Source organism: Microcoleus harperi Pol14_C6 (assembly GCF_036701295.1).
In the GTDB taxonomy this organism is placed as follows: domain Bacteria; phylum Cyanobacteriota; class Cyanobacteriia; order Cyanobacteriales; family Microcoleaceae; genus Microcoleus.
This window is the reverse complement of sequence record NZ_JAUBQN010000004.1, coordinates 94,067-113,122: the sequence shown is the minus strand read 5'-3', so window position 1 is coordinate 113,122 and position 19,056 is coordinate 94,067. Positions and strand designations below refer to the sequence as shown.

Genomic DNA, 19,056 nt, shown 5'->3' with positions numbered 1-19,056 from the left:
GTACAGCTTCTGCCAAAATGAATCCAGAACGTCAAGAGGCTTATTTGAACTTAATCGAGCGAGTGCTTACCTGTCCCAACGGCCAAGAGCCAGAGGTTTTGAGTTCGTGTTCCGATTTAATTGATGCGGGATTTGTGCAAATGCTAATCCAGATATCGGCTTCAATGGCGCGCGAAGGTGACGAAGATACTGCTAATTTTTTAGTGCAACTTGCTCGTTTGCTGGGGAAATCTTTGGGTTTGTCGCCGGATTTGAGGCCGGCTGGGTACAGTAGTGCAAAGGGGTAGAGAAAAAGTGCGATCGCCTCGTTGTATCATGTTTTGAAAAATCAGGGCGATTCCCTACCCTTTGCGATAGCTTAGCTTCACCTAAATTTTAAATGCAGCGATGGCTTTACAGTTTATATTCGAGAGGCTCGCAAAACTCATTCACCCCAGTTTTAAATACATAAATAATCACCGAAGTCACCAAAATATCAGGGCAAGTTTTTGCTGCAACTAAATCTCTAAAGGCTGCATTCAATTGTCCGTTTGCTAACTCTTCTTTAACCTCGGATTTGCAGATAGCAACGCGGCATCTTTTAGCTAATCCGTCTAACCAATTTTCTGATATATTCGGTTCTTGTCCGGCTTGAATTGCTAGAGATATCGCTGCATCCTCGATGTTACCTTCGCAATCTTCGATTGCGTCTAGGGCTTTTAGGGCTTCGGGATATTCGGCTAATTGCGAGCGAAACTGGGCAATTTGTTGGGAGGTAATAATCATCATATTATTTTCCTGTGTTCTCTGCTGGCGGGACAAGTTTAGCAATTAAAGTTGGTATTATAGCATTTTTTGGAGTCAAGGTGGAATTGGGCGATCGAACCTCATTGCATTTTCAACTAATATTTTGGACTTCGCAATAGTCCGCCTGGGGTTGGAACCCGTGTCAAAGCTTAAGTGCTCTGGCATAGGAATGATGTTAAATGCGATCGATATCTGGCATTGACACCCTAGCCCGTCTGGGGTTTAAACGCATTTCAAAGCTTAACTGTTTTTGCCTAGGACTGATGTTAAATTAGATTAGTTTCGTCTATTATTTACAAAAAGCAGCCCTAAAATAGGTTTGCAGAACTCATATTTCTAGGGAGTTGGGAAAAATGATAACCGTTACTTTAAACTTAGATACTGTCGAACTAACAGACGAACAGTTTTACCGTTTGTGCCAGATGAATCGAGATTGGCAATTTGAACGAACTGCTAAAGGAGAAATTATCATTATGTCACCAGTAGGCGGAGTCAGCGGCAATCTAGAAGCCGATTTAATTACAGATTTGGGCTTGTGGAACCGTCAAACGCAGCTAGGGAGGGTGTTTAGTTCTTCCACAATTTTTCGGTTGCCCAATAATGGCGATCGATCTCCAGACGCAGCTTGGGTTAGCTTGGAAAGATGGTCGGCTTTAACAGAAGAACAACAAGAGAAATTTCCGCCAATTTGTCCTGATTTTGTCATTGAATTGCGCTCGCGTACAGACCCGCTGTGACCCCTTCAGGAGAAAATTCAGGAATACCTCAACAGCGGCTTGCGCTTGGGTTGGCTAATTAATCCTCAAGACGAACAAGTAGAAATTTATCGCCCTTCTCGCGAGGTAGAGATTGCACAGTTTCCTGTGAGTTTATCAGGAGAAGATGTCTTGCCCGGATTTGTCCTTAATTTGCCGATGATTTGATATTGCCTCAAATTTTTCCTGTTTCCAACTGTATTTTCTTCGGACAAATATCATCATCGTACCAACCCGTCAAAGCCACCGCCAAAGCATCCGCCGCATCATCCGGTTTCGGAATATAACCCAACTCTAACTCCCGCGCCACGGCCTCTTGCACTTCAGATTTATCCGCATTACCGCGGCCTGTCAAAGCTTGCTTAATTTGAGCCGGCGTAAACTCGAACAGCGGCACTCCACACTGCGCTAATACCAGTGTCAAAACACCCCGCGCTTGCGCTACCAGTATGGTATTTCCCATCTTGTAAAAAAACAATTTTTCGGCAATTGCTACATCTGGTTTAATCTCTTCAATTACCGCGTGCAAATCGTCGTAAATTGTTTTCAAGCGCTGGCCCATTTCTTGTTTTGGCATTGTTTTTATCACGCCGCAATCAATCATGGAAACAAAGTTTTCATCTTGTTTACCGGGGACAATTTGACAGCAAATTGCCCCGTAGCCGAGATTTGCTAAGCCGGGATCTAATCCTAAAATTCGTTTTTCCATTGCCAGAATTAGTAATTGGAAATGGGGAAGGAGGCATTAAAAATTTGGGAAATGTTTCCTCACCACCCATTACCAATTACCAATTATTAATTACCCCTCAGTTGTTTCTAGGCCGAATACCCGATCGAACACTTTAGTCACTTTATACCCCGAATCTATTGATTCTAGCGGGTCTTTCCGCAACCGGTGCCGCAAACACAGAGTCATCACCCGGCGAATATCGTCCACAGTTACCTCTGTGCGGCATTCCAAAGCCGTGAAAGCTTTCGCAGCCCGATTCGTCACCAAATCGCCCCGCAGCCCGTCTACGTCCAATTCCGCGCAAACTTGGGAGATTTTTACCCGCAACTCTCGATCGATAGTTACCGATTTCAATCTTTCCTGGGCTTCCACCAACCTCTGCTGCAGTTCATCTTGTTCGCGCTGGTATTTCGCCAGAAACTCCGCTGGATTTTGGTCAAAACTCGATCGCTGTTCGACAATTTCCACTCTTAAATTCGGGTCTTTCACAGTCCGAATTTCTGCGTGCATCCCGAATCTGTCGAGCAACTGCGGCCGCAATTCTCCTTCTTCTGGGTTGCCGGAACCGATTAAAATAAACTTAGCCGGGTGGCGGATCGAAATGCCTTCTCTTTCAACAGTATTCCAACCGCTGGCGGCCGAGTCGAGCAAAACATCGACTAAATGATCGTCGAGCAAATTGACTTCATCAACGTACAGAATGCCGCGGTTAGCTTTAGCTAAAAGACCGGGTTCAAAAGCTTTAACTCCTTCCGACAAAGCTTTCTCGATGTCGATCGTACCGCAAACTCGGTCTTCGGTCGCGCCCAGAGGCAAGTCTACCATTTGGACTTTTTTGCGGGCGATTTTAATGTCAGTTTGAGATAAAGTGCGATCGCGCACCTCATCGCTCATCAAATCTGGATCGCTGGGATGACTGTTAAAAGGATCGTCAGCCACCACCTCAATTTCCGGCAGCAAGTCAGTGAGGGCGCGGATTGTGGTAGATTTACCAGTACCTCGATCGCCCATAATCATCACGCCGCCAATTTTGGGATCGATGACATTCAACAGCAGCGCCAGTTTCATCTCCTCCTGGCCGACAATCGCAGTGAAGGGAAAAACAGCGCGGCGCGCTGGGGTAGCGGTAACGCTTGGTAGAACGCCCGCATTTAGGGTATTGCTGACTTCGGCAGTAGGACTCACAGGATAACTCAAAATATAATAATTGCTTGTTTATTGTGACATACAAGCGGACAACAGTCGATCTGCAGCCTTGAAATCCAAGTGCAGAGTTTGTGTGATTCCTCTCAAAACGCCGCCAAAAACAGACTATTACTGAGACACAGAACGCGGCAACTCTAAAATTTGTTGCTGACGTTCATCACACAAACGTTCAACTATCGCAGCTAATAGTTCCGATACAGACAACCAACGCCTTTCTTTCGACTTCCAAACAACTAAAAATTGCTCGGTAGACAGAGTATACAAAGCTATCGTTTCGCCAGAGCGATCGCTAAATTCTATTTCGTAATTTCCATCATCATAACAATCTACAATAGCCCGTCAAGCACCTAGGTGTAAATGAGATTCAGGCAATGTTACTAACAATTCTACTTACTACATCAAATACTTCTGGCACTATCGTGCTTACCTCCTAACGAATGATGAAGAGATTCAATGTATCGCTCAATTTCCTCATCCGTGCAACTAATTCCATTCTGCCAAAGTTCATATTCACTGATATCGATATCTTCATTCCAAACCAGTGCATAACCACCAGGTTCAATTTTAAAATTTCTGAAAAATCCAGGATTGCGTAACGTCGCAAACATCGGATTGTCTAATAACTTAGAGATGTCGTATTTCTTGATTTCAAGATTGGTAAACTTGACCGTCAAGGTGGGATTGTCAATAGCTTTAGCAGAAACAATGCGCTCAGGTTTAATAAAAAAAATCACAGTTATTTTAAGGGCGGAAGTTTACTAAATTTTTGGCTATTCCACATATCCAGCAGTTCTTTCTGGTACAACGTAGCCCATTCTATTACCAGCTTTTGGGCCCGATTCGGTCAATCTCCTTCAATAATCTATAAAGATTCAATGCCGATCAAAGCATTGTACTCACCGTAAACTGCGTGAAAATGAGGAGGTGGGTGATCCCCAAAGAAAATTTTGATGATTATTCCGTAAAATCGTGTAACTTCTGGCATAAAGCTTTTCTAAACGACGATAGGAAGATTATTGTATATAACCACGAAGAAGAATGACCAATAACTAATCACTACCACTGCGGCCCAGAAGCCATCAAAGCAGTCGCAGCCTCGCTCGGTAACGGCTTAGCAAAAAAATAACCCTGACCGTATTCGCAGCCGATCGCCCTTAATCTAGCTAATTGTGCCGCCGTCTCCACACCCTCAGCAATCACATCCATACCCAAAGCGTGAGCCAGCGCCACAATCGTGCGGACGATCGCCACATTCTCCCCCTCGCTTTCGAGCTCCATCCGCCCCACAAACGACTTATCAACCTTCAAAGTATCCGTAGGAAAACGACTCAAATAACTCAACGACGAATAACCAGTGCCAAAATCATCAATTCCCAACTTGACATTTAACGCTTTCATCTGCTTCAAAACCGCGATCGCCGACTCCACATCATCCATCACCACACTCTCAGTAATCTCCAACTTCAAACTATCGGCACTCAAACCCGTTGTTTCCAAAATCATCTGAATGCGATCGACCAAATCCGGCTGGGCAAACTGCTTTCCCGACAAATTTACACTCATAATTAAAGGTTGATCGAAATCAAACATTCCCTCCCAAAGCCGCAACTGCCAGCAAGCCTCCTCCAACACCCACTCACCCAGCGGCACAATTGCCCCCGTTTCCTCAGCCACCGGAATAAATTTCACCGGCGAAATCAAACCTCGCAGCGGGTGCTGCCAGCGCACCAAAGCCTCAAACCCAATAATCCTACCAGTTGCCAAAGATACAAACGGCTGGTAATGCAGCAAAAACTCCTGACGCTTCAATGCCACCCGCAAATCAGTCTCCAACTGCAATCTCTCCACCGCCAAAGCGTGCATCGAAGCATTAAACACCTGATACCTTCCCGTTCCCAAAGCCTTAGCCCGGTACATCGCCGTGTGGGCGTCCCGCAGCAAGTGTTCCGGCTGTTCCCTGACAGTAGCAGCAGGTTCGCCGCCCACCGCAATCCCGATACTTGCCGTCACAAACACCTCCTGCCCCTTCAAATCAAAAGGCACAATTAAAGCTTGGTGAATGCGACCGGCCAAATCCACCGCACTGCCAACATCAACATTCCTCACCAAAATCGCAAAATCGTCACCCCCCACCCGCGCCACAGTATCCCCGGAGCCAATAATCGCCCTCAACCGCTGCACCACCGACATCAGCAGTTCGTCCCCCGCCAAATGACCCAAAGAATCATTAATCACCTTAAACCTGTCTAAATCCAGAAACAGCACCGCAAACAGATAGCTGCGCCGGCCCCTAGTATTGGCGATCGCCCGCCCAAGACAATCCACGAACAAATCCCGGTTGGGCAAACCCGTCAGAGAATCGTGAAAAGCATCGTAAAGCTTTCTGTAAGCACTGACACCCACACCAGTCACCACCAAACCCAAAGTCGGCGACACTAACGGTACCCACCCACCCCCAGTAAAAATCCCATAACTAATCCCCAGCAGTCCCATCAATCCCGCACCCCCAGCCAATCCCGCCTTCACAGGATGCTGAATCCGCCAAGCCAAAACCCCGCCAACCATCGCCCAAGCACCGTTCCACAAAATTTCCGCCCATTCCGGCCACACCCAAAAGAGCGATCGCCCATCCAAAACAGCACTCAATATTTGGCTGAGCATTTGCGCGTGCAGCAGCACTCCCGGCATTTTCGGACTTTGCTTTTTAACGGGACTGTAGGGCGTCAGAAACACGTCTCTGGTGCTCGGTGCAGTCGTCCCGATCAACACAATTTTGTCCTTAACCCAGCTTGGTTCAATTTCCCCCTTCAATACCTGCGTGATACTGACTTGTCGCGCCACATCCTTACCAGAACGGTATTTGAGCAGAATTTGGTAGCCTTTGGCGTCGAGATTTGCATAGCCACCGCTGTGAGAAGTTAAAGGCACAAATTCTGCCTTTCCCCAGTTGATTTGGTGGGGATGAACAGGACTATTTTTCTGCTGTACTCTGTCTTTGAGATACAGCAAAGCCACTTGCACAGAAAACGATAAAGCAATCTTTTTGTCTGGTTGCGAGACTGAGAGCAAATTGCGGCGTACAACGCCATCAGGATCGAGCACGAAATCGTTAAAACCGAGCCGATCGGGCGGTATCCCCGGGGGCGCAGCCACTCCCTCACTTTCTGAATCGCTCAATTTATAAATCGCCACAACATTCCGTGCTTTGAGCCCGGCCAGCAATTCTTCGTGTCCCGGCGCTTGAGGCAAATCCCGGTACAAATCCAAACCGATGACTTTTGGCTGATACTTTTGCAGTTTTGCCAAGGTTTGAGCGATCGCACCGTCAGAAATGGGAAATCTCCCCAAAGCTTGAATATCGGCCTCAGAAATTCCCACTACCAGCAGTCGCGGATCGGGTCCCAAATCAGGCTGCAAGCGCAGTAACGAGTCAAAACTCCCCAATTCCAAGTTTTGCAGGCCTCCCAACTGCCGAACTCCCATATTCAGCAGCGTTACAGTCGCGCCCGCAAGCATTGCAGGCAAAATCCTGATCCGTCGGTTTTGAAAACTCAGGTTGAGACCAGTTGCGACAGACATGACATATCTAAGATTTCGAGAGAATTTGGCAGTCACAGAAAAAATATGTCGGTGCAAATTAGCTTTGCACAAGTCTGTTCTTACAGAATTGAGCTTAATATGAGATTGAATGTAATTTTTTCAGAACTTGTGCCGCAACCGAGTTTCTTTAAGCTAATTACTCGATTTGGCAAAGTATTTCTCGAATGGGAACCGGGTTTTTGAAGATTTGCCGACAAATCCTGTCTTTCATTCCTTGTTTCCCCAAATTCGCACAAGCGTTAAAATTTAGTCGATCAAACTTTCAGGATATTTTTGAGATGATGGCGAATCAACTTCCGATTCCGGTGATTGTTAACGGTGCAGCAGGCAAAATGGGCCGCGAAGTAATTAAGGCGATCGCCCATGCTAGTGACATGACCTTATTTGGGGCTGTAGACCGTTCTCCTGAGTACCTCAACGCCGATGCCGGCGAATTAGCCGGATGTGGCCCGTTAGAAGTTCCCATCACTGACGACTTGCAAGGAATGCTGGTATTAGCAGCTCAGGAAAAGCAGTTAGGCGTGATGGTAGATTTTACGCACCCTTCGTCAGTTTATGAAAACGTGCGATCGGCCATAGCTTACGGCATTCGCCCGGTAGTCGGCACTACCGGCTTGAGCAGCAAGCAAATTGAAAACTTAGCTGAATTTGCTGACAAAGCCAGCATCGGCTGTTTGATCGTACCCAATTTCTCGATCGGCATGGTTTTGCTCCAACAAGCCGCCGTCACGGCATCTCAGTATTTTGAACACGTAGAAATTATCGAGCTGCACCACAATCAAAAAGCCGACGCCCCCAGCGGTACGGCAATTCAAACTGCCCAAATGCTAGCAGAAATGGGAAAAACTTTCAATCCGCCAGAAGTTGAAGAAACCGAAAAATTAGCCGGAGCGCGAGGTTCAGTGGCGGATGAAGGGATTCGCATTCACAGCATCCGTTTACCCGGTTTAATTGCCCACCAAGAGGTAATTTTTGGCGGCGCCGGTCAAGTTTATACTTTACGACACGATACTAGCGATCGCGCTTGTTATATGCCAGGAGTCTTGCTGTCTGTACGCAAAGTCCTTGAATTGCGATCGCTCGTTTACGGCCTGGAAAAAATCTTGTAGTCATTAATCATTAGTCATTAGTCATTAGTCATTAGTAATGTGGAATTAATCTAACTTCTAACTTTTGACTTCTAACTTCTGATTTTTGACTTCAACATCAATCCGTTAAATCTGTTAAATCCCTTAATATAATCCGCTTCCGAACAGATAGCCGTTGCATCCCGTACATTGCTCGTTGCCGAACTTCCTATGCTAATTCCCTTAACCCGCGAAACCTTTCAAGAACTAATTCCCGCCGTCGCCACGGGAGCGCAATACAAATATATCTGGGGAAAACCGCCCGATTTTTTGAGGCGAATGTTAATCTCAGCAGTCAGCGTAGTTTTCCTCCTGGTAGTCTACAACTTCGCCGGTTCCGATGTCGGACCGCTAGTTTTAATCACCGGATTGATAGCTGGTTTGTACTGGCTGTGGGGGCCGATTTTGTGGGCGAGTTTGCGGAATGCAGAATGTCGCAAATATCAATACTGCGGTTTTTGGCAAGGACGAGTTTTGGATATATATATTACAGATGAAGTCACCAGTCAAGAAGAAACAGTCAATCAAAAAGGACAACTCGTAATAGTTGACAACTTAGAACCGCGAATTAATTTAGAAGTAGGCGACAAAACCGGATTTACCACTACACTTCGAGCTCCCTTGCGGAAAGATCACCAAGGAATTGCCCGCGGCCAAGCTGCTTTAATGTTAATCATGTCGAATCAAGAAGATTTGGGACGGATTGCCAAAGTTTCAGATATTTACATTCCCAGCCGCGACGTGTGGGTGAGCGACTATCCTTATCTGCGTAGGGATTTGTTTGTAGAAATGAGCCAGCAAATTAAAAAAGGTAGGAAAAAAGACCGCGATCGCGATAATCAAAGTAGAGGAGTAAAAAGGCGATCGCCCGCTGATTATTAATTAATAAAACAGACTACCTAATCCACGTTCAAGATTCTATTCTGCGGTTGAAACCGCCCAGAATTAAAAAGAAGTTTTCAACACGGATTTGGTATTAATTTCTGCTCGAAGGTCGAGTTTTCGGACGCCAGAAAAATTCAGACAGCTTCATTTTTGGTTGACCTAGCCGTTTTCGCCACGCTTCCATATAAGTGTAAAATACCGGAGTAAGATACAGCGTTAAAACTTGCGAAAACAGCAACCCACCGACGATCGCAATTCCCAACGGACGGCGCGATTCGGAACCGCTACCAACTCCCAGGGCGATCGGCAAAGTTCCAATTAAAGCCGCCATCGTCGTCATCATAATCGGACGGAAGCGGACGATGCAAGCTTCGTAGATGGCATCATAGGCGCTTCTGCCTTCTTTGCGCTGTTTCTCGATCGCAAAATCTACTAGCATAATACCGTTTTTCTTAACAATTCCCACCAGCAGAATAATCCCGATAAACGAATAGAGATTGAGTTCAACCTGAAAGATTACCAGCGTTAACAGCGCACCAAATCCGGCTGACGGCAAACCTGACAAAATTGTCAGCGGGTGAATGAAATCCTCGTACAAAATGCCGAGAATTAAATAAATCACCACAATAGAAACTAGCAACAACCAACCTAAATCGTTAAAAGATTGGTTGAATACCTGTGCTGCACCTTGGAAACTTGTTGTCACTGACGGCGGCAAAACATCCTTTGCAACTTTCTCGATAGCTGCGGTTGCTTGACTCAGTGATGTGCCTGGAAGAGTGTCAAAGGAGATTGTAGCAGAGGGCAATCCCGTTAGGTGATTGACGGTTAGCGGGCCGACTGTTTGGGTGACATTTGCGATCGTATTTAACGATATCATTTGTCCGGTGTTCGATCGCACGTAAAGCATCGACAAAGCACTCGGATCGCGCTGAAACTCAGGCTTTAGTTCTAACACAACCGTAAATTGATTGTTCGGGGTATAAATCGTCGAAACCTGTCCTGAACCGTAAGCTGCGCTGAGAGTTTTTTGCACTTGTTGAGCACTAACGCCGACGGCTGCGGCTTTGTCGCGATCGACTTTAACTTGAAGCTGAGGCGTGCTCAATTGCAAATCGCTATCGACACCGCGCAATCCCGGTAGCGTTTTGATTTTAGCTAACAATTCCGGCACCGCTTGACGCAGCGCTTGCAAGTCTAAACTTTGCACCGTAAACTGATATTGTGAATTTGTTTGTTGACCGCCGATCGGAATCGCAGCAGGAGAGCGTATAAAAGCTTGAATGCCGGGAATTCCGCGCAATTTAGGAGTGAGTTGTTGGATGATTTCGTCGGCACTGAGGCGGCGCTGCGATCGGGGTTTGAGCCTAATGGTAATGCGTCCGTTGTTCGCAGATGCGTTCGGCCCGCTAGCACCTACGGTTGAGTTCAACGCTGCGATGTTGGGATTTTTCCGAATGATATCAACAATTTGTTGTTGGTGAAGCAGCATATCTTCAAAGGAAATATCTTGCGCTCCTTTTGTGTTAGCCATCAGTTGTCCGGTGTCTTCAGTCGGAATAAAGCCTTTCGGAACTAGAACGAACAGATAAGCCGTCAATACCAGCAGAATTACAGAAACAATCAGCGTCACGAAACGGTATTTCAAAACAGGTTTTAGCGACCCTTCGTATCCTTGCAGCAGCAGCTCAAATCCGCGCTCGGAAATGCGGTAGAAGCGGTTTTGTCGTTGGTGGTGGGACGATTTGAGAAATCGACTGCACAACATCGGCGTCAGGCTCAGAGAAACAAATCCCGAAACCAAAATTGCCACCGAAATAGTCACCGCAAATTCATGAAATAATCTACCGATTAATCCACCCATAAAGATAAGGGGAATAAATACGGCAACCAATGAAAGCGTCATTGATAGAATTGTAAAACCAATTTCTCTCGATCCTTTTAATGCTGCTTCTAGCGGTGCTTGTCCCATTTCTTGATGGCGGACAATATTTTCGAGAACCACGATCGCATCATCCACCACAAACCCCACTGAAAGCGTCAGCGCCATCAGAGACAGGTTATCTAACGAGTATCCCAACTGATACATCACCGCAAACGTGCCGATAATTGCCACAGGCAAAGCTAAACTCGGAATTACCGTCGCTGTAAGGTTCCGCAAAAATAGAAAAATTACTAAGACAACCAGACACACCGACAAAACTAAGGAGAACTTCACATCATCTACAGAAGCCCGAATTGATTGAGAGCGATCGTACATAATTCCCATTTCGATAGATTGGGGAATTTGTTGTTTGAGTGCGGGTAACATTTTCACAATTGAATCGACGATTTCGACAGTATTTCCATCGGGTTGAGGCTGCACTGCCAGCAAGATTGCAGGTTGATTTGTAACATTTTTATCGGTGTACAAATTCAAGACTTTGTTATTCTGCACGTCGTCAATCACGTTTCCTAAATCTTGCAGCCTCACTGCTGCGCCATTTTTGTAAGCAACGATCAGCGATCGATATTCGGCTGCCTTATTTAATTGACCGTTTACCTGAATTAAATAGCTTTTGTTATCGCCCGAAAGGCTTCCGGTTGGCAAGTTGACATTTCCTTGCGTAACTGCGGTTCTAACTTGATCTAATCCGATTCCCCTGGCGGTCAATTCTCGCGGATCGAGTTGAATTCTGACTGCATATTGTTTCTGCCCGTAAACCTGCACTTGCGCCACACCGTCGATCGCTGAGATGGGTTGTGCGATCGTCACTTCTGCAGCTTCATCCACTTCTGCAATTGGCAGGGTTTTGGAGTACAAATAAAGGTATAGAACCGGCGCAACTGAAGGGTTAACTTTGCGGTAAGTTGGCGGTTTGGGCATTCCCGATGGCAATGAACCTGCGGCGGCGGCGATCGCAGCTTGTACGTCTTTAGCAGCAGAATTCACACTGCGGCTGAAGTCGAATTGTAGGGAAATGTTCGCGCTACCGGTGGAACTGGTGGAGTTAAACGAATTGAGGCCAGCTATTTCAGTGAACTGTCTTTCTAGCGGCGCGGCGACTGAGGATGACATTGTTTCGGGGGTTGCACCGGGTAAGCTAGCAGAGACACTCACAAATGGATATTCAACGTGAGGTAAGGCGCTAATTGGTAGCATAAAATAACTCATCAAACCGAAAATTAGAATGCCGATTGTGACCAGGGCGGTCATCACGGGGCGGCGGATAAAAATTTCTGAAAGGTTCATAATAATAAGGAAGTTCGGCAACGGATTATGTAACGGATGTAACGGATTAAAAAATTTGTTGGTAGTTGAGATTTTAGTTGTAGGGTGTGTCGCCCTCGAAAATACTTAACTAAATATCCACAACCTTATGGCGACGCACCTTATCTCATTTTGACAATCATAAAATTATCTGCGTTTATCTGTGTTTATCTGCTTGACATCTGCGGTTTCTGTATCAATCAAAGACTTATGCAATCTTGTCTGTTTAGTTGGGATTTATTGCCGACGACGCACCCTACGAATACTCACCCCAAGACAGGTGCGTCGCCCTGAGATTATCGATATTTAGTTGGGATTTATCGCAGGCGATGCACCCTACGACCAAGTTATTTTACCGTCCTCATTTAAAGGAAAAGACTTGCCGAAACTTCACCTGGCTGAGCTTTTTCCGCCACGATTCCATGTAGATGTAAAAAACGGGCGTGAGATACAGTGTCAAAACTTGTGAAAACAAAAGTCCGCCGACAACGGCAATTCCTAACGGGCGGCGAGATTCCGAACCCGCACCAACTCCTAGGGCGATCGGCAATGTTCCCATTAGTGCCGCCATCGTGGTCATCATAATCGGCCGAAAGCGCACTAAGCAGGCTTGATAGATTGCTTCCGCTGGTTTTTTGCCGTCGTCGCGCTGGGCTTCGATCGCAAAATCCACCATCATAATGCCGTTTTTCTTAACAATCCCTACCAGCAGGATGATGCCGATGAATGAATAAACGTTGAGCTCAACGCCAAACAACATCAGCGTTAATAACGCCCCAAATCCCGCCGAAGGCAATCCCGACAGAATTGTAATCGGATGGATGAAATCTTCGTACAAAATACCGAGAATCAAATAGATGACGAGAATTGCCACGGCCAACAGAAACCCTAAACTCGGCAGCGAACTTTGAAATACTTGACTCGCGCCCTTATAATTGGTAGAAATGCTGTCAGGAATTACCGATTTCACGATTTTGTCGATCGCGCTGTTTGCATTTCCCAGCGCCACCCCAGGCGCGAGGTTGTAGGAAATTGTCGCAGCATTCATCCGCCCGACATGGTTGACAATTAACGGTGCAACTCCCGGAGTGATTTTGGCAAACGTTGCCAGCGGTACTTGTGTTTTACCGCCAGAAGCATCACTCGAATCACTGCTTGTTGTCGCGATGTAAAGCTGCATCAAAGCATTGGGATCTTTTTGATACTTGGGCTCTAGTTCCAAAATAACTTGATACTCGTTGCTCGCACCGTAAATCGTGGAAACTTGGTAAGCACCGTAAGCATTTCTCAGGGTGTTTTCGATTTGTTGAGCTGTAATTCCTAATGCTGAGGCTTTGTCGCGATCGATATCAACTTTGATTTGAGAAGTCATCTGCAAATCGCTGTTAACATCCTGAATTTCTGGCATTGCTTTCATTTTGTCAACCAGTTGCGGGACGTACTCCCGCAGCGGAATTACATCAGAACTTTGCAGCGCGAGTTGATACAATCCAGTGCTTTGTTGAGTGCCTAGCGGGATTGCCGGAGGATTTTGCAAGAAGACTTGAATGCCGGGAATCTCTGCTAGTTGCGATCGCAAATTCTGCACAATTTCGTCGGCTCCCATCTGCCGCTGCGATCGCGCTTTCAGCCGAATAAACAAGCTTCCCGAATTTCCGGCAACAGCCGCCCCGCCGCCATTTGCACTCGCTCCTGCCCCGATATTCGAGTTAACTGCTTCCACATTCGGATCTTGGCGAATCGCGCTGACAACGGCTTGCTGGTGGCGAACTAATTCATCAAAAGAGGCATCTTGTGCAGCTTGAGTAATGCCCGTGATTTGTCCGGTATCTTGGCTGGGAATAAAGCCTTTGGGAACTACGACGAACAGTCCAACTGTGACAAACACCATTGCGAACGACAAAATCATCGTGGTGCGGTGATATTTTAAAACTTTCTTGAGGCTCCAATCGTACAAACTTAAAAAACGATCGAATACATACTCGGAAGCTCTATAAAGTCGGCTTTGATTGGCGTGATTTACCGGACGCAAAAAACGGCTGCACAACATTGGTGTCAGGCTCAAAGATACAAAGCCTGAGACCAAAATTGAAACTGCAATCGTCACTGCAAATTCATGAAACAAGCGCCCCAACAACTCGCTCATAAACAACATCGGAATAAACACCGCCACCAACGAAAGCGTCATCGATAAAATCGTAAAGCCGATTTCCCTAGACCCGTTTAGCGCAGCTTCTCGCGGGCTTTCTCCTTCTTCTATGTGGCGGACGATGTTTTCAAGCATGACGATCGCATCATCGACTACAAAGCCGACGGATAGCGTCAGTGCCATCATCGACAAGTTATCTAGCGAGTAGTCCAATAAGTGCATGACGCCAAAGGTTGCGATCAGCGAAACCGGCAGCGCTAAACTGGGAATGACGGTTGCAGACAGATTGCGTAAAAATACGAAAATTACTAAGATGACTAGGGCGATCGTCAAAACGAGGGTAAACCGAACATCATCCACCGACTCGCGAATCGATTGAGACGCATCGTACATCACCCCAAGATCGATCGAACTCGGAATCTGAGTTTTTAAGTCGGGCAGTAATTTTTGAATCGTCTCTACAACTTCTACAGTATTTGTGCCCGGCTGTCTTTGAATCGTGAGGATAATTGCGCGATCGTTGTTATACCAACTCGCAAGTTGAGTATTTTCTACGCTGTCAATTACTCGTCCTAATTGTTCCAGATAAACAGGCTGTCCATTTTTGTATGTCACAATTAAACGGCGGAATGCAGCAGCATCCTGAAGCTGTCCGTTTGTTTGCACAGTAAAGTTTTTATGGCTACCGGAAAGGCTTCCTGTGGGTAAGTTGACGTTTCCTTGTTCGATCGCAGTTTGCACTTGATCTATGCCAATTTGCCGCGTTGCTAACTGTTGCGGATCGAGTTGAATTCTAGCAGCATACTTTTGAGAACCGTAAATTTGCACTTGTGCCACACCTGCGATTGTGGAAAGCTTTTGCGCTAGATAGGTTTGTGCGTATTTATCAACCTCAGAAAGCGGAAGCGTTGGTGAAGTGAGATAAAGGTAAAGAATCGGCCCGTCGGCGGGGTTGACTTTGCTGTAGGTAGGCGGATTTGGCAAATCGTTGGGCATTTGGCCGGATGCCGAGGAAATTGCTGATTCCACATCTTGGGCCGCATCATCAATATTGTGGCTGAGATTGAATTGAAGCGTAATTTGAGTTTTGCCGCTGGTACTTGTGGAAGTCAGCGTATCGAGTCCAGCAATGCTGGAAAATTGCTTTTCTAGGGGGCGCGCCACCGATGCCGCCATCGTTTCCGGGCTAGCGCCGGGGCGGGAAGCGCTGACTTGAATCGTGGGATAATCGACGTTTGGCAAATCGCTAATCGGCAGTAAGCGATAACTCATCCAACCAAAAATCAGAATTGCCGCCATCACCAAGGTGGTCATAATTGGACGGCGAATAAACGGTTCTGAGAGATTCATTATATCAAGTCCGGTTAATTACTTATCAAACTTATACGGGCATAGGGCATAGGGCATAGGGCATAGGCAGGAGTGGGCATAGGGCATAGTCGAAGAAAAAAAAGGTACGATCGCTATTCAACCGGACATGATATTAGTTGCCTCCGCCCTGCGGATTCTGGCGCGATTTCCATGACTTATTTTCAGATGAATTCGAGCCTATGCCAGATTTTACACCCGATTTTTTAGATCCAGATATGTCTGAATTATTCCCTTGACTTCTATCAGAGCTCTTGCCTAAACCATCAGAGTTATCTTTAGCATCCCCTGCGGTTTTAATGCGAATCTTGCTACCATCAACCAGATTAGCTTGTCCGTCGGTGACAACTTCATCACCCGCATCCAGACCTTTTTGGATCACACTTAAGCCGTTGATTGTATTGCTGACAACTACAGGCACATTTTCCACTGTATCGTCTTCTTGGGCGACAAATACGAATTGTCCGTTCGGCCCAGTCTGTACAGCTTGTGAGGGAACAACAATCGCATTTGGTTGTTGACTTAATGTTAGAGTTGTGTTAACAAATTGACCGGGGAAAAGTTTGCCATCTGCGTTATTAAAGTCGCCAATCAGTTGAATAGATCCAGTGGCATTGTCAACCGTATTGTTCACAAATGATAAGGTTCCCGATATCGGACGATTGTTTCCAGCAAAGGTGACATCAACTTTAAGTTTGCCGTTATTCAGGTATTTTTGGATTTGTGGGAGGTTGGATTCAGGCACGGAAAAGGCAACTTGAATTGGATTAATTGTGGAGATTGTCACCAAGGGTTTGTCGGTGCTTGCTTGCACCACATTGCCGACTGTCACCAGCACATTTCCGGCACGCCCGTCGATCGGCGCATAGACCTTGGTATAGGATGATTCCACCTGAGCATTTTTCAAGGCACCGCCGTCTGCACTCAACCCAGCTTGAGAACCCTCGATCGCAGCCCGATCGCCCTCCACGACAGCCCGAGCGTTCTCAATCCCCACGAGATCGCTTTTCACCGCCGTCTCAGCATTCTCAATCCCCACGAGATCGCTTTTCACCGCCGTCTCAGCATTGGCGATCGCCACTTCATCACCTCTGACGACTGCCTCAGCATTTGCGATCCCGATGCGATCGCTCTTCACCGCCGTCTCAGCATTGGCGATCGCTTGCTGGTCGAGATCGACCGTTGCCGCTGCGGCTCGGCTGCTGGTAGCGTATTGCTGGGCTTGATCTTGACTGATTACTCCTTGTTTGTAAAGCTCTGCATACCGCTGACTTTGGGCTTCGGCATATTGTGCTTGCGCTCGATCCTTGGTCAAAGTGGCGATCGCTTGCTTAACTGCACCTTGGTCTTTTTGGAGCGTCATTTTGGCTTGTTCGACAAGTCCTCGGTCTTTTTGAAGAGTCGTTTTGGCTTGTTGGACAAGTCCTTGGTCTTTTTGAAGAGTCGCTTTAGCTTGCTCAACAATTCCTCGGTCTTTGTCAAGGGTTGCTCTGGCTTGTTCGACAACTCCTTGATCTTTAGAAAGGTTGGCTGTGGCTTGTTGCACCTGTGCTTGGCTTTTTGCTACGATTCCTTGAGCTTGCTGGATCGAGGCAGTTTGAGAGCGATCGTCGATCGAAAATAGCAGTTGTCCTTTCTTAACTTCTTGCCCTTTCTTGAAATAAACTCCTGTAATCCGCCCGCTAGCTTGTGCTGTCACCGAGACAGTAGAACTCGATTGCACGTTGCCGATCGCTTGCAACTGTATCGGAACCGTTTTTTGCGTTACTGTTGCTACTGTCACCGGAGTCACTTGCAGTTTACCGCTGCGACTCGGTTTTTCCGCTTTAGGGGCAGTCGATCGCACCCAAACCAAAAATCCCAACCCACCCACCAGCAGCAACCCCAACAGAAACAGCGCAATCCGCCCTTTCGCCAGCACCTTTTCTGTCGGTTGTTTGGTTGCAACACTTTCCGCCGGTTCGCTCTGGGGCAATGCTGGAGCTTCCTGAAAAACTTCACGGAGAGCGTCTTTTGGAGTTTCACTAACAATTTCTACGTTGTGCGTCGGTTGCTCGTTCAGCTTCAGATTTTCGTCAGAAACTTTAGGGCGAGTGCCATTCCGACTTTCATTAATAATTTCCTCGATCATCACAAACCTCTGTGGAAAAATAACTCTTAAAAACAGTTGCAAAAAAACTGTCAGGGAAGGAAACTGCAACCTAAATCATCAGGTTTCGGGAGGATGTCAAAAAAATCATTTACCCTCACCTCGATTCGGCGATCTCAATCTGCTATGAGGTTTAGGGCAGCTATAAATTACTATGAGAAGTTTTTAAGCTACTTAGAAATTGCTCTTATAGGACTTACGCTCATCAACTCGGTTTCTGGTAGAAATCTTGGGAAAGTCAACGAGGCACCCAAAGAGTGAAACCGGGAAAAATCAGCCCACACGGGCAAGTCCTGTATCTGTTTCGCACTGCAAATTGCCCGATCAGAGCGTTATTGCGAGCTTGTTTGAGACTGCTTTTGCCCCCGAGGATAAGCAGTCTTGAGAATTTCTTTAATTTTTGTCCTTTGTTCGGCGGTGAGATTTAGCTCGGACAAAGCTTTCCGCATTTTTTCACCTCCCTTAACTTTAGTTTCCAACTGTTGTACCTGCTCGGGCGTCAACACCGCTTCGACTTGTTTGCGAAGTTCCTCGCGTTTCTGTGCGCGTTCTGCATCCGTTGCTTTCGGTTGCGCTGAACTTGGAGTTGCAGTCGCCGCGACAGGTTGAGCAGTTTGAGTGGAAGCAGAATCCGCCTTCGCTTGGTCAGAACTTACTGGATTGGTCGCAGTCGTGTCAGGTTGGGTAGCTTCGGAAGTATTGGATTGCCTACTAGCAGACAAACCGCCTACCAAAAGTGCACCGACGAGGACAAATGCTGCTGCGATCGTTGTTCTTTTCATGCTTCACTGCCTCTAATTAACCTTCACCAACAAATCTTATAGGCTAAAATCAGCCAGCGCATGACCCAAGACTCCTAACCTAACCAGTCAAAAAGCACTTTGCGGTTGTGACTTTTTTCCTAGTCCCAAACCCCAAAATCAGTCTAAAAGGCTCTATCGGCAGCGTTGGCGGATTCGCTAAGCTGCTACACATAAATTGTTTGTTATGGCAAAAGGGGAGCGCGGGACAGTGGGAGAGTGGGAGAATTGGAGAGTGGGAGAATTGCTCA

14 protein-coding genes and 1 pseudogene are annotated in these 19,056 nt (G+C 46.7%); 4 read left to right on the top strand and 11 right to left on the bottom strand.

Going from position 1 to position 19,056, the window contains the following annotated elements; genetic code table 11:
• Positions 1 to 17 precede the first annotated feature (17 nt).
• Positions 18 to 287: a hypothetical protein gene (locus QUA27_RS05120; protein ID WP_190660572.1), complete on the top strand. Its 270-nt coding sequence runs from the start codon at positions 18 to 20 to the stop codon at positions 285 to 287.
• Between the two features lie 106 nt (positions 288 to 393).
• On the opposite strand, the gene QUA27_RS05115 is transcribed toward QUA27_RS05120, so the two are convergent.
• Entirely contained in the window at positions 394 to 768 is a 375-nt protein-coding gene (locus QUA27_RS05115) for a hypothetical protein (RefSeq protein ID WP_333066762.1), read from the bottom strand.
• Between the two features lie 371 nt (positions 769 to 1,139).
• Between QUA27_RS05115 and QUA27_RS05110 the strand changes: the two are divergent.
• Positions 1,140 to 1,709 (top strand): annotated as a pseudogene (locus QUA27_RS05110) (Uma2 family endonuclease).
• Positions 1,710 to 1,716: 7 nt separating this feature from the next.
• Here the strand turns inward: QUA27_RS05110 and ruvC are convergent.
• The 6 genes from ruvC to QUA27_RS05080 all read right to left on the bottom strand — a co-directional run bounded on the left by ruvC (position 1,717) and on the right by QUA27_RS05080 (position 7,056).
• A complete protein-coding gene (ruvC, locus tag QUA27_RS05105; protein WP_333066760.1) occupies positions 1,717 to 2,250 on the bottom strand; it encodes a crossover junction endodeoxyribonuclease RuvC in 534 nt (177 codons plus the stop codon).
• A gap of 90 nt (positions 2,251 to 2,340) precedes the next feature.
• On the bottom strand, positions 2,341 to 3,456 hold the full coding sequence (gene bchI, locus QUA27_RS05100) for a magnesium chelatase ATPase subunit I (protein ID WP_333066759.1): 1,116 nt from the start codon (positions 3,454 to 3,456) through the stop codon (positions 2,341 to 2,343).
• A gap of 129 nt (positions 3,457 to 3,585) precedes the next feature.
• The gene (locus QUA27_RS05095; RefSeq protein WP_333157688.1) at positions 3,586 to 3,810 is read right to left on the bottom strand and encodes a DUF4926 domain-containing protein; all 225 of its coding nucleotides are present in this window, start codon (positions 3,808 to 3,810) and stop codon (positions 3,586 to 3,588) included.
• 65 nt (positions 3,811 to 3,875) lie between these two features.
• Positions 3,876 to 4,211 (bottom strand): DUF2442 domain-containing protein, encoded by a 336-nt coding sequence (locus QUA27_RS05090; RefSeq protein WP_333066758.1) that lies wholly within the window; start codon positions 4,209 to 4,211, stop codon positions 3,876 to 3,878.
• Between the two features lie 128 nt (positions 4,212 to 4,339).
• Entirely contained in the window at positions 4,340 to 4,462 is a 123-nt protein-coding gene (locus tag QUA27_RS05085; protein ID WP_333066757.1) for a DUF4160 domain-containing protein, read from the bottom strand.
• 71 nt (positions 4,463 to 4,533) lie between these two features.
• Positions 4,534 to 7,056, bottom strand: a complete 2,523-nt coding sequence (locus QUA27_RS05080) for an EAL domain-containing protein (RefSeq protein WP_333066755.1) — start codon at positions 7,054 to 7,056, stop codon at positions 4,534 to 4,536.
• Positions 7,057 to 7,358: 302 nt separating this feature from the next.
• On the opposite strand from QUA27_RS05080, the gene dapB reads away from it, so the two are divergent.
• A complete protein-coding gene (gene dapB, locus QUA27_RS05075; RefSeq protein WP_333066877.1) occupies positions 7,359 to 8,186 on the top strand; it encodes a 4-hydroxy-tetrahydrodipicolinate reductase in 828 nt (275 codons plus the stop codon).
• Positions 8,187 to 8,375: 189 nt separating this feature from the next.
• A complete protein-coding gene (locus QUA27_RS05070) occupies positions 8,376 to 9,086 on the top strand; it encodes a DUF8619 family protein (protein WP_333066754.1) in 711 nt (236 codons plus the stop codon).
• A gap of 94 nt (positions 9,087 to 9,180) precedes the next feature.
• Here QUA27_RS05070 and QUA27_RS05065 read toward each other — a convergent pair whose 3' ends face one another.
• From QUA27_RS05065 to QUA27_RS05050, 4 genes are all read right to left on the bottom strand, one after another.
• Positions 9,181 to 12,321 carry an efflux RND transporter permease subunit gene (locus tag QUA27_RS05065; protein WP_333066753.1) on the bottom strand — a complete coding sequence of 1,047 codons (3,141 nt, stop codon included), beginning with the start codon at positions 12,319 to 12,321 and terminating at the stop codon, positions 9,181 to 9,183.
• Between the two features lie 379 nt (positions 12,322 to 12,700).
• The gene (locus tag QUA27_RS05060) at positions 12,701 to 15,838 is read right to left on the bottom strand and encodes an efflux RND transporter permease subunit (protein WP_333066752.1); all 3,138 of its coding nucleotides are present in this window, start codon (positions 15,836 to 15,838) and stop codon (positions 12,701 to 12,703) included.
• A gap of 133 nt (positions 15,839 to 15,971) precedes the next feature.
• On the bottom strand, positions 15,972 to 17,987 hold the full coding sequence (locus QUA27_RS05055; RefSeq protein ID WP_333066751.1) for an efflux RND transporter periplasmic adaptor subunit: 2,016 nt from the start codon (positions 17,985 to 17,987) through the stop codon (positions 15,972 to 15,974).
• A gap of 350 nt (positions 17,988 to 18,337) precedes the next feature.
• The gene (locus QUA27_RS05050; RefSeq protein ID WP_333066750.1) at positions 18,338 to 18,787 is read right to left on the bottom strand and encodes a hypothetical protein; all 450 of its coding nucleotides are present in this window, start codon (positions 18,785 to 18,787) and stop codon (positions 18,338 to 18,340) included.
• Positions 18,788 to 19,056 lie beyond the last annotated feature (269 nt).

Bases quoted from the DNA above. Each gene is read 5' to 3' on its own strand.
- dapB (WP_333066877.1), top strand. From the start codon at position 7,359: ATGGCGAATCAACTTCCGATTCCGGTGATTGTTAACGGTGCAGCAGGC.
- QUA27_RS05055 (WP_333066751.1), bottom strand. From the start codon at position 17,987: ATGATCGAGGAAATTATTAATGAAAGTCGGAATGGCACTCGCCCTAAA.
- QUA27_RS05080 (WP_333066755.1), bottom strand. From the start codon at position 7,056: ATGTCTGTCGCAACTGGTCTCAACCTGAGTTTTCAAAACCGACGGATC.
- ruvC (WP_333066760.1), bottom strand. From the start codon at position 2,250: ATGGAAAAACGAATTTTAGGATTAGATCCCGGCTTAGCAAATCTCGGC.
- QUA27_RS05070 (WP_333066754.1), top strand. From the start codon at position 8,376: ATGCTAATTCCCTTAACCCGCGAAACCTTTCAAGAACTAATTCCCGCC.
- QUA27_RS05120 (WP_190660572.1), top strand. From the start codon at position 18: ATGAATCCAGAACGTCAAGAGGCTTATTTGAACTTAATCGAGCGAGTG.
- QUA27_RS05060 (WP_333066752.1), bottom strand. From the start codon at position 15,838: ATGAATCTCTCAGAACCGTTTATTCGCCGTCCAATTATGACCACCTTG.
- QUA27_RS05050 (WP_333066750.1), bottom strand. From the start codon at position 18,787: ATGAAAAGAACAACGATCGCAGCAGCATTTGTCCTCGTCGGTGCACTT.
- QUA27_RS05115 (WP_333066762.1), bottom strand. From the start codon at position 768: ATGATGATTATTACCTCCCAACAAATTGCCCAGTTTCGCTCGCAATTA.
- QUA27_RS05065 (WP_333066753.1), bottom strand. From the start codon at position 12,321: ATGAACCTTTCAGAAATTTTTATCCGCCGCCCCGTGATGACCGCCCTG.
- QUA27_RS05085 (WP_333066757.1), bottom strand. From the start codon at position 4,462: ATGCCAGAAGTTACACGATTTTACGGAATAATCATCAAAATTTTCTTT.